At 40.9% G+C, this 10931-nt stretch carries 12 protein-coding genes, 1 rRNA gene and 1 other RNA gene; 4 read left to right on the top strand and 10 right to left on the bottom strand.

Annotated features, from left to right (window positions below; all coding sequences use genetic code 11):
- From G7Y42_RS09565 to G7Y42_RS09555, 3 genes are all read right to left on the bottom strand, one after another.
- A 16S ribosomal RNA gene (locus tag G7Y42_RS09565) occupies nt 1–115 on the bottom strand; the annotation flags it as partial.
- Nucleotides 116–828: 713 nt separating this feature from the next.
- Entirely contained in the window at nt 829–1191 is a 363-nt protein-coding gene (locus tag G7Y42_RS09560) for a hypothetical protein (RefSeq protein ID WP_165005622.1), read from the bottom strand.
- Nucleotides 1192–1264: 73 nt separating this feature from the next.
- On the bottom strand, nt 1265–1645 hold the full coding sequence (locus tag G7Y42_RS09555) for a CvfD/Ygs/GSP13 family RNA-binding post-transcriptional regulator (RefSeq protein WP_165005621.1): 381 nt from the start codon (nt 1643–1645) through the stop codon (nt 1265–1267).
- 92 nt (nt 1646–1737) lie between these two features.
- On the opposite strand from G7Y42_RS09555, the gene G7Y42_RS09550 reads away from it, so the two are divergent.
- The gene (locus G7Y42_RS09550) at nt 1738–2904 is read left to right on the top strand and encodes a MalY/PatB family protein (RefSeq protein ID WP_165005620.1); all 1167 of its coding nucleotides are present in this window, start codon (nt 1738–1740) and stop codon (nt 2902–2904) included.
- Nucleotides 2905–3077: 173 nt separating this feature from the next.
- Here the strand turns inward: G7Y42_RS09550 and G7Y42_RS09545 are convergent, their stop codons facing one another.
- Nucleotides 3078–3662, bottom strand: a complete 585-nt coding sequence (locus tag G7Y42_RS09545; protein ID WP_165005619.1) for a peptidylprolyl isomerase — start codon at nt 3660–3662, stop codon at nt 3078–3080.
- A 213-nt stretch (nt 3663–3875) separates the two neighbouring features.
- Here G7Y42_RS09545 and G7Y42_RS09540 point away from each other — a divergent pair, with 213 nt between their 5' ends.
- Nucleotides 3876–4874 carry an NAD(P)/FAD-dependent oxidoreductase gene (locus tag G7Y42_RS09540; RefSeq protein WP_165005618.1) on the top strand — a complete coding sequence of 333 codons (999 nt, stop codon included), beginning with the start codon at nt 3876–3878 and terminating at the stop codon, nt 4872–4874.
- Between the two features lie 140 nt (nt 4875–5014).
- Nucleotides 5015–5524: a phosphatidylglycerophosphatase A gene (locus G7Y42_RS09535; protein WP_165005617.1), complete on the top strand. Its 510-nt coding sequence runs from the start codon at nt 5015–5017 to the stop codon at nt 5522–5524.
- Between the two features lie 63 nt (nt 5525–5587).
- Here G7Y42_RS09535 and G7Y42_RS09530 read toward each other — a convergent pair whose 3' ends face one another.
- The 6 genes from G7Y42_RS09530 to tadA all read right to left on the bottom strand — a co-directional run bounded on the left by G7Y42_RS09530 (nt 5588) and on the right by tadA (nt 9952).
- Entirely contained in the window at nt 5588–6238 is a 651-nt protein-coding gene (locus G7Y42_RS09530; RefSeq protein WP_165005616.1) for a TIGR01906 family membrane protein, read from the bottom strand.
- Between the two features lies 1 nt (nt 6239).
- Nucleotides 6240–7004: a TIGR01457 family HAD-type hydrolase gene (locus G7Y42_RS09525; RefSeq protein ID WP_165005615.1), complete on the bottom strand. Its 765-nt coding sequence runs from the start codon at nt 7002–7004 to the stop codon at nt 6240–6242.
- A 7-nt stretch (nt 7005–7011) separates the two neighbouring features.
- Nucleotides 7012–7686, bottom strand: coding sequence for a YutD family protein (locus tag G7Y42_RS09520; RefSeq protein ID WP_165005614.1), 675 nt, complete (start codon nt 7684–7686; stop codon nt 7012–7014).
- Nucleotides 7687–7722: 36 nt separating this feature from the next.
- Nucleotides 7723–9108, bottom strand: a complete 1386-nt coding sequence (locus tag G7Y42_RS09515; protein WP_165005613.1) for a bifunctional metallophosphatase/5'-nucleotidase — start codon at nt 9106–9108, stop codon at nt 7723–7725.
- 221 nt (nt 9109–9329) lie between these two features.
- Nucleotides 9330–9414, bottom strand: an RNA gene (gene ffs, locus G7Y42_RS09510) — signal recognition particle sRNA small type.
- A gap of 40 nt (nt 9415–9454) precedes the next feature.
- Entirely contained in the window at nt 9455–9952 is a 498-nt protein-coding gene (gene tadA, locus G7Y42_RS09505) for a tRNA adenosine(34) deaminase TadA (RefSeq protein ID WP_277424429.1), read from the bottom strand.
- A 103-nt stretch (nt 9953–10055) separates the two neighbouring features.
- On the opposite strand from tadA, the gene G7Y42_RS09500 reads away from it, so the two are divergent.
- Nucleotides 10056–10907 carry a helix-turn-helix domain-containing protein gene (locus G7Y42_RS09500; RefSeq protein WP_165005611.1) on the top strand — a complete coding sequence of 284 codons (852 nt, stop codon included), beginning with the start codon at nt 10056–10058 and terminating at the stop codon, nt 10905–10907.
- Nucleotides 10908–10931: the final 24 nt, after the last annotated feature.

The raw sequence follows: 10931 nt of genomic DNA, 5'->3' as shown, positions 1-10931 counted from the left end.
CGCCACTCCTCTTTTTCCGGTGGAGCAAGCTCCGGTGGAAAAAGAAGCGTTCGACTTGCATGTATTAGGCACGCCGCCAGCGTTCGTCCTGAGCCAGGATCAAACTCTCATAATAAAAGTTAGAACAGTCTTTCAACTGTTAAGCTCAATTTGTTTGCTAGCATATTGCTTGCTTGTTAAAAATGTTTGTTGTCTTGAATCAATCAAGACGCCCTACACATTTGGTTTGTCTTACTTTGTTCAGTTTTCAAAGGTCTACTTGATCAAAATCCAAAGCAGTGATGCTTGAAATCCGATCTCTGTTCGGCTGCCTTAGCAACTTTTATATCATATCAGAGAGACAAGTGATTGTCAACTCTTTTTTAAAAGTTTTTTTCGATCTCGCTTAGCGAAATCTTTCAGCAACTCATTTATCATAACTCATCGTTTGTTATTTGTCAAGAACTTTTTTGAAGTTTTTCTTGATGGAATCAAGCTTTATTCAATGTCCTTTTCAAACGACTTAGTTATCTTATCATGTAAGGATAAACATGTCAATAACTATTTTTATGTTTTTTCAAAAGAATCAAAACTACTTTCTTTCGAATCAACGTGTTTTAATTTACCATGCATTTTACATCAGGTCAACCTTAATTTTAAGATGCCAACACTTAAAAAGCGGGTTTCATCACGTTCAACTTTCGCTTTTTAATCGCTCTCAGAGGGATAAGTGTTCAAAACCATGTCGATCCCCCTAGAATAACTGAACATTTCTTCCAGCCATTCTTCAAAAACATATAAAAAAAGAAGTTTGAAAAATTTTCAAACTTCTTTTGTCTTCATATTTTATTAGAAGAAAGGAACTCCCTCTACTTCGTAAGTTCCAAGAACTGAGCGCATTTGATCCGGATCTTCCCATAGGTAACCTTCACCTAATTTTTCAATTTGGTTCTTCTGCTCTGCCTCAAAAACAAACAACGGAACATTTTCCTGATCAATATGTGTATTGGTCAACTCCATCAAATTAATTTTGCTAACATCAATATGAACGATTTCTTTCAAAAAATTAAGTATATTTGCCAAGCCAGTCTTTCCTTCCGAAAGATCTGCTAACGCAAATTCAAGCTTGTCATCAATTGAATGGACCAAAAATTTTTTCGTCCCATCCTCCAAATGCAACATAATTGTACCAGCGACTCTTTTGCTTGCCAAAATCTCCACCTCGATCAACTTGTTCTATGGCTTACATAAAAATTTTAGCACATTTTCAGAAAAAATACACTTTTTATTTCTTATTTTCTTTCCGCTCTAGTTCTGCCAATGCTTCGTTTACCCAAATCGGTAACTGTTCCGCGATTGTTGCAAAACCGATTTTTCGATTTTTATTGGTAAAATATCTTTTTCTTCTGTAGGGGATTGCCGGACTATTTTTCTCCAATGTACGCAACGATAAGCTGATCTTTTTTGAATACTCGTCGATGTCAATGATTTGGACAGTAACCGGCTGCCCTACTTTTAATAAGTTGTGAATACTTTTGGTATAGCCTGATTGCACTTCTGAGACATGGATAAGCCCTTGCGTTTCTTCATCAAGAGATACAAACGCACCATAAGGCTGTATTCCAGTGATTTTTCCTTCAATGATTTGTCCGATTTTATAAGTCATTTGCTTCCCTCTCTTCGCATTTATCATTATACTGTAAATAGTTTAAAAAAAGAAGTTCTGAAAAATAATCGACAAGAATGGGAGAACTGGTGATGAGTGGATTAGATGAAATAATTATAAGAAGAAATACTGGGAGTGTAAAATGGGACGGGATTGCCGAAACTTACCAGGCGGATGATCTTCTGCCACTTTGGGTCGCGGATATGGATTTTTTATCGCCACGAGGAGTTAGGGAAGCATTTGAAGATTATATCAAGCATGGAGTGTTTGGCTATTCAACGATTCCAGAAAAATTGTATCAAACGATTATCTCTTGGGAAAGAGAACAGCATAATGTCGCTCTAGTGAAAGAAGACATCATTTTTACAAGCGGTGTACTGTCAAGCTTGGCTGTAGCAGTACAAGCCTTTACCGAAGTTGGGGATACGATTTTGATCCACGATCCGGTCTATCCGCCATTCACTTCTATAATAGAAACGAATCAGCGAAAAGTCGTAAGAAGTACTTTGCGGGAAGAAGACGAGCATTTCACGATGGATATAGCAGACATGGAACAGAAAATAATCGAACATCACGTAAAAGCGATCGTCTTATGCAACCCTCATAATCCTGGAGGTCGAGTATGGACCAAGGATGAGCTGAGCCAATTAAGCGGCCTATGCGTGAAACATCAGGTTCTTTTGTTCAGTGATGAGATCCATCAAGACCTAATCTTTTCTGATCATGTCTTCACTTCTATGCTGACAATTGATCCTGCATTGCATGATCTGCTGATCGCTTTTACCTCTGCTACTAAAACATTCAACATAGCAGCAATCAAAAATTCAATGGTTTTCATTAAAAACCACGAACTCAAAGATTTATTTGAACAGCAATTACTGAAGAACCAGCAGCAAGAAATCAACACATTTGGTCTGATCGGCACACAGGCGGCTTACGAGACTGGGAAACCATGGTTAGCAGAACTGCTCCCTTATCTAGAAAAAAATGCAGAAACTGCTACAGCTTTCTTTGAAAAAAATCTGCCGGAAGTCCGCGTCATGAAACCGGAAGGAACTTACTTGATGTGGCTTGATTTTTCAGCCTATGTATCAGATGATCAAGAATTAGAAAATCGACTGATCACGAAAGGTAAAGTTGTCTTGAATCCTGGCATCACTTTCGGTCCTGCTGGTAAGGGACACATGCGTTTGAACCTTGCTTGTCCGGAACAGCTATTATTAGAAGGCTTGAAACGGATCCAGCGGGCTTTTCTTTGATTCTCTAAAATACTGTGATCCTTTATTTCACTTGCTTTGCACATGTTTCGTCAATTCATGCAAAAAGAGACCGGAACTTCATTTTGTTCCAGCCTCTGTTCCTAGTAGGTTTCCATATTTGATAATAGTCGCTATCTTCTCCGTCATTCTGTGAGGGAGAAGATTTTTTGTTCTTATTCAGAAATTTCAACCGTTTCGATCACTACGTCATGTACTGGACGGTCTTGTGGTCCACGTTGTACATTTGCGATTTCATCTACCGTATCCATTCCTTCTAACACATGACCGAATACAGTATGACGGAAATCTAACCATGGTGTACCGCCATCTTTGTATGCTTCGATGATCTCTGCTGGAAATCCAGCTCCTTCTAACTGCCCTAGCATGTTTGCCGGAACATTGGTGTTGTTGACAATGAAAAACTGGCTTCCATTGGTATTTGGTCCTGAATTTGCCATAGATAAAGCGCCACGCAGATTGAACAACTCACGGCTGAACTCATCTTCAAAACTTTCACCGTAGATACTTTCGCCGCCCATACCAGTTCCTGTTGGGTCTCCTCCTTGGATCATGAAGTCAGGGATGACACGATGGAAGATCACGCCGTCATAATAACCTTTTTTTGCTAATTCAATAAAGTTCTGAACTGTTTTAGGTGCTAATTCCGGAAACAGCTGTACAGTGATATCACCGCGGTTTGTTTTGATAACTGCTTTTGGGCCTTTTTCATTTGATAGATCTAATTGTGGGAATGCCATGTGATGTTCCTCCTAATGTTTTCTTGCTTCATATAACAATAATAACATAATACCGAATCACTAGTAAAAATACTAGATTGGATTTGGCAAAAAAAACGGATTCTTCGCGTTCGATCCGTCTATTCATCGCTTCGCAGTGAACATCGTTTAAATATTTTGAGAAGCATTCTCAATTAAATTCTGCTATAGTGTGTGGTAAGAGGAGGAAATTTTATGGAAATCTACGACATTACCATTATCGGAGCAGGACCAGTTGGCATGTTTTCCGCATTTTATGCAGGAATGCGTCAAGCAAAAACAAAGATCATCGACAGTTTGCCTCAGCTTGGCGGCCAGTTGACCACCTTGTATCCTGAAAAATATATTTATGATATTCCCGGCTATCCAGCAATCAAAGCAGGCGAGTTAGTCGATAATCTAGAAAAACAACTGACCACTTTCAATCATACCTTCCATTTAGAAGAAGAGGTTCTTTCTATCTCTAGAGAAGACGAAATGATCGAAATCACTACTACTAAAGGGATCCATTATTCAAAAGCCGTGATCTTGGCTTTAGGGAATGGCTCCTTCCAGCCTAGAAAACTGAAACTGGAAAATGCTGAGATGTTTGAAAATCGAGGGTTGGACTATTTTGTCAACGACCTGATGAAATATGCCGGCAAAAAAGTAGCAATTGCTGGTGGAGGCGATTCAGCTATCGACTGGGCTCTGATGCTCGAACCGATTGCCAGCGAAGTCTATCTGATCCACCGCCGTTCAGAGTTTCGTGCACATGAACACAGCGTGAGCCAATTGAAGGAATCCTCTGTCAATCTATTGACTCCTTACCTCATTGATGGTTTATCAGGAGAACATGGCGAATTGACGGATATCCGGCTGAAAAAAGTGAAAAGCGAGGAAACGATCGATCTGATGATTGACCAGTTGATCGTCAATTATGGCTTCACCTCAAATTTGGAACACCTGTCTTCTTGGGGACTGGAAAGTTCTCGGAATGCGATCATCGTAAATTCGGACATGTCAACCTCGATCCCTGGTGTTTATGCAGCTGGAGATATCTGTTCTTATGATGGTAAGGTCAAACTGATCGCAACAGGCTTTGGCGAAGCGCCGACAGCCGTGAACAATGCGTTACATTACATCAACCCTAAAGAACGTACGCAGCCGGGGCATAGTACAAGTTTGCATGACAAAAACATACGCTCAAATTGAGCACTCTGAAATATCGTCTGTCTGCGGTTGCTTCTTTCGCCGATACAGATGATATTTTTTGTTCGTAAGAGCTGTTTCTTGCTTTTTCTCCAGGTTCCGTTAACATAAAAGACAAATGAATGATTTCAAGGAGGAAAAGAATGGTTATCAAAAATGAAACTTTAGAAGAAAAAGCCCGTGAACTACTGAAAGAACGTGGTGTGACAGTCAAAGACATCGCCGAATTAGTCATGTTTTTACAACAAGATTACATCTCTGACTTGACCCTTGCTGACTGTACAGAAAGTGTCAACAGCGTGTTGACGAAGCGAGAAGTACATAACGCGATCATTACCGGCATCCAGTTAGATATGTTAGCAGAAGAAAAAAAATTGATGGATCCCTTACAGCATATTATTGAAGATGACGAAGGGCTATACGGAATTGATGAGATTCTGGCATTGTCGATCGTCAATGTTTACGGAACGATTGGTTTCACAAACTACGGTTATATCGATAAGCTGAAACCAGGTATCCTGAAAAAACTAAATAGCCATGATGGAACAAACGTACACACCTTTTTGGATGATATCGTAGGGGCTATCGCGGCATCTGCTGCTAGTCGCTTAGCACACAAAGAACCAGAAAAAAGAAGTCGGTTGACACAGTAGAGAAGTGATGTAAAGCGTTGCTACGTCTCGAATAGAAAACAAGAGCTAGGACTCAATGTGGCCCTAGCTCTTGTTTGTTTTTTTGAAGCCTTTTTTCCCCAAAAAAAGAAAAAAGGCAAAAAATAATTCGATGATGACAAAGAAAAAGATAAAACTGTGCATAAAAAACTCTTCTGGCAGTACGTTGATGATCGGATCAGTCACAGGATCGAACAACCAATCATCATTGTTGAAAAACGTTTCATGGAAAAGGATGAAAAAACGGTCGAACCCCATCAGCATAAAGAAACCAAAAACGACAGGGATCAGCATTCCCCATTGAAAAGGTCGGATCAGCCGCCAGAAACGATTGTTTTTCCATAAATGGCGAATGAATAGAATGCTAGGTAACACTGTAAGGATAAAAACCGCATAATTTACTAGAAACAGAATCTTCACTTCATAGAAATGATGTGCGCCGCTTGCGGATACTGGAAAATCAGGCAAACTAAGGACTGTCTGAAAAGGATTGTTCAAATAACCCATCAATTGACTGAAGTTCTCCAATAATGTTTTCTGATCCAGATCGGTATAATCCAAAATCCCTAAATGACCGATATCAAATACATACAACGGCCGAAAGTTGATCGTGATCCCGATTGCCAAACTGATCAATGTCAAAAACAGACTGAGAAACCCCGCATATTCCAGCCACTGCCACGTTTTTTTATGCATATCAGAATCCCCATTCATCAAGTGAATGACTCACAAATGTTGGAGCTGTCGGCAAATGAGGAACATCCTCTTCTTTTGTGAAACCGGACAACACCAACAACGTATCGATGCCATTACGGATCCCTGCTTGGATATCCGTTTCATAATTATCACCGACCATGATCACTTCTTCTTTATCTAAGCCTAGTAGCTCGACTGCTTTGTCCATAATGATCGCTTCAGGCTTGCCGATATAGATCGGAGGTGTCTGTGTCGCTGTTTCGACAAATGAAATAACGGAGCCCGCACCTGGAAGCAAACCACGTTCTGTCGGGATATTCTTGTCAGGGTTCGTACCGATGAATGTTGCTCCTTTTTGGATCGCTAATGTTGCTTTGACCACTTTTTCGTAAGTCAGATAATTGTCTAAGCCTACCACTACATAGTCAGGATTTTCTTCTTCCCATTCGAATCCGGCTTCTAAAATCAGGTCGATCAGCCCGCCTTCACCTATGACGAACACTTTGTTCCCCTTTGCATCCGACTTCATGAAGTCGATCGTGGCAAGCGTTGCTGTATAAACAGTTTCAGGGCCTACATGAATATCGAACTCATTGGCCAGACGTGCGGCTACAGTTTCCGGACTTTTTGTCGTATTGTTCGTAACGAACAGGAATGGAAGGTTTCTTTTCTGCAGTTCTTCAACAAATCGTTTTCCTGCAGGTATAGGCGCTGTGCCGAGATAAATCGTTCCATCTAAATCAATCAGGTATCCTTTATAACTCATATATCCACTACTCTTCCCTTTGTCTTATCGTAAAATTCGTTTTTGATTTTTGCGTTTTCTTGTCTGCATGCTTTTCTGTTGGTTTTTCTGCTTTTTGCTGAGCAGGTTTGCGGTTTTTGATTATTGGTTTTTTACGATTCGAAGAGACTGGTGCTTTTTTCTCTTCGATGTACGCACGATTCTGATTTTTCTTCTTTCGTCTACGCTGGGCTGTTTTTTCTTTTTTCCCGCCAATGCGCTCGATCACAAAATATGCACAACCAAAATTACAATATTCGTAAAGATAATCTTCTAAAGAATCAATTCGCTGATCCGGATGGGCACGTCTATTCTCTGCACTGAAAAATCCTTTCAGGCGAAGCTGCTCATATCCCCAGTCGCCAACGATGTAATCATATCGAGCTAATACGTCGCTGTATCTTTCACCGAGCTTCTCTGCATCAAAGCCTTCCCGGTGATCAGCTACTAACCGATACTGTCGTTCGCCGATCAAAAAATTACTGTCATCCAACGGCGTTACCAATTCTCCCTTGACCTTCTCTGCTTTCGGTTCATCGATGATCTCTTCCAATGCAGCCGTCAATTCTTCTGTAACTGTTGGCTGGGCTGTTTTTTCCGGCTGTTTTTTTACGATGTCTTTCTCTTTGTCGACACCATGCTTCTCTTTTTGTTTCGTAGACATGCTTTCACCACCTATCTTTTTCATTATACCTTGTTTTTATTTGATTGGGTAGTGAGCTTTTAAGTAATCTCCTACCACGCTTCGAATAAATTCGGGAAACAAGAATTCATTTGTTCCGGCAATTTCAATGGTCGGGAAAAACGGTACGAACATGAAATGGTCGACCGTTGTCAATGTGTACACTCGTTCAGGATCGACGGGCTTGTTCTGCCAAAGGACATGATGGTTGACTGGGTCATAAACGATCCCGCTGTAAATGATCTGTCCGAATATTTTCCCCCGAAATCCCATCCCCTTCATAGGGTAATTACGCAAAAAATTCTTGTTTTTTTCTATTTCCAAAACCAAACGGACAAGATCAGTCCCTTTTAATGATACATTCAGTAAATGCATCGGGTGCGGCAAAGCTGTGTGCAGCTGATCCTGATTGACAATCCCTTCAGGAATCCCTGACAAAAACAAGCCGCTGTTCAAGATCGCCGCTTCAGTCTTCCCACGTTCTTTGACCGCTTCGAGCGCTTCTCGAATAAATGAATGTTCATCAAAGACATCGAGAGTCAGCTCATAAGGAAGTTTCGCTACTCGTTTTTCCTGCAGAAGCTGATGCCCTTTTTCCAGATAGCCGTTGACTTCCTGCTCGTCTTCTGAGAATGCAGTCATGTTTTCTGTAGGGATCGCTTTGGCTGAGTGTTTGATGATGTTCTTCTTGTCATCTAATGTCAAATGGACTTCACCGACATACCGCCCATATTTGCCAGCTGCAGCAAGCTGTACCTGATTCACCACACGCCCTTCCTCAAACAGATGATGAGTATGTGAGCCTAAAATCACATCGATTGCCGGAAGCTCTTTGGCGATCTGTATGTCATCTTGGATACCTAAATGACTCATCAAAACTAGAACATCTACTTTTTGGCGAAGTTCTTCGACCAGTTCCGGCAAGATGTCATAAGGATTTCGGATATCCCAGCCATTCGGACTGTAGGTAAGCGGAAAAGGTGCTGTGAATGCGATCAGTCCGATCTTTGTCTGCTGAGCGGTCTCTATGATTTTATAAGGCTTGGTCCAAGTAGGCGGCTGCAAGGTGTTCTTGTCAAAAAGATTGTCAAGAAGCACATCAAAAGACGCATGGTCATACAGATGATTCAGGTCATCTTTGGAGTTCCCTACTCCCTCATTGTTTCCGATGGTTGCAGCATCATAGCCGACTTCATTCATCAGTTCGATGTTCGCCTGTCCGTTCGTTGCTTCTGATAGAGGGTGCCATCGGTCGACGAAATCCCCGAGATCTACTGTGATCGTCGTAGTATTGGCTTTCTTTTCGTTTTCTCGTTTTCGCTGATCCAAAAACCGTCTGATCCTTGGCCAGTTTTCTAAATGTGAATGCAGATCATTCGTATGTAATAAAACAATTTTTTCCATAGGTTCTCGCCTCTCTTTTTTCCTATCATACCATAGCCTGCGTCATCTTCCAGAAAACAGGCTTTTTTATCGGTCAGTGATCAAAAAAAAGAAACTAGGCTGAATCTTTTCTTATATTTTAAGGTCTGAGAAACTGCTGCAGCTTGCGGCGTTTCTTTGTTTGTTCCTAGAAAAAAATAAAAAAAGCAGGCTCGAGAGCCTGCTGACGGTCATTTTTATTCTTTTAATCAGACACATGACGGATCCTGCTTAGTGCTGCTTCCTTCCGGATCTGACACGCTTCACAAGCCCGCCATTGTCCTAGCCTTTCGGCAAAGAATAGTATACCGCATTTTTTGTTTTTTGACTAGCCTTTTTTTAATTTCTTTTTTCTTTCACGTAATTGCCGGAAAAAAGCGGATAATATCTCTCCACACTCTGCTTCCAGTATGCCGCCTTCAACAAATGCCTGATGATTGAAGCGCTCATCTTCCAGTAGATTCATCAAAGTGCCTGCTGTTCCTCCTTTTGGATCGTAAGCGCCGAAATAGACTTCTTTTACACGAGATAAAATCATCGCACCACTACACATCGGACATGGTTCTAAAGTCACAAAGAGCTGAGCCTCTTCCAATCGCCAACTGCCAACTGCTTCGCACGCTTGCTGGATGGCGATCATTTCTGCATGGGTCGTAGCATCTTGAGAGGTCTCACGTAGATTGAATCCTCTCCCAATGATTTCATCATTCAAGACGACGATCGCACCGATTGGGACTTCTTCCAATGCTTCTGCTTTTTTTGCTTCCGCGATGGCGACTCGCATCCATTTTTCTTTTTCATCCAGCGATTGTGTTTTATTTTCCAATTGATCTCCCTGCCTTTGAATTTTCTGGTTTAACTTTAGCATAAGCAAAAAAGGTTGTAACTAACTTTTTTATCTATGGTAAAATAATCAAGAGGTGAATCAAATGAGAATGAATCAATTGCTCGAGCTCTATCCAACAGCAGAAAAAAAAGAGTTCCCATCTTCAGATGACGATATTTTATCATTAGCCGTAGAAGATCATTTTTTATGGATACATAAATCTGTCTTGTCTTCGCAAGAATCGGCGCTTTTGAAAGCGTTATTCTCCGAAACGAACAATCAGCAGCAGCATCCATGGTACGGTCACTTATTCGATCATTCTTCCTGTATAATGGATGAAAGTTATCGCATGATCCAGCTGCACATCGAGTCAAAAGGCGAGTTTTTGAAAAACGAGTGGCAAAAAACGATGCTGGAAATCTTTCCAGATGCTGCCGATTTTTTCTTTTACACGAAAAATGATGCCCTTTTAGTCGAACAGCAAAGCAGCAGTTTCCTCGATTCAAAAGAATTGAGTGGTATTTTCTTGTCTTTGGATGCAGATTTCGATACGACTACTCAGGCATTTGTCGGTTCGTTTCATTCACCAGGTCAAGACCTCACTACCTTATTCGCAGAAGAACGGAAAATTTTTCTAGCAGAGCAACAAAATATGTATACCCATGGACGGACTTTCTCCATGACAGAGATCGCATTACACTACTATACAAAAGAAAGCATAAAAGAAAATGCATTGATTTCCAGTTACCAGGAACGATTGGCAGACGCAGAAATGGATGAAATCATTCTTGAGCTATGGAAAAATCTGGGGAATATCAGCTCCACAGCAAAAACATTGTTTCTCCACCGGAACACGTTGAAATATCGCATCGAGAAATTCCAGGAACAAACAGGACTCAATTTAAAACAAGCAGATGATCTGTTGTTCTGCTATCTTCTCCTACTCCATCGTTGACTAAAAAAAGCGAAAAAGCTCTCT

The organism is Enterococcus sp. ZJ1622 (assembly GCF_011038845.1).
Taxonomy (GTDB): Bacteria; Bacillota; Bacilli; order Lactobacillales; family Enterococcaceae; genus Enterococcus_B.
This window is presented reverse-complemented; position numbering and strand designations above follow the sequence as displayed.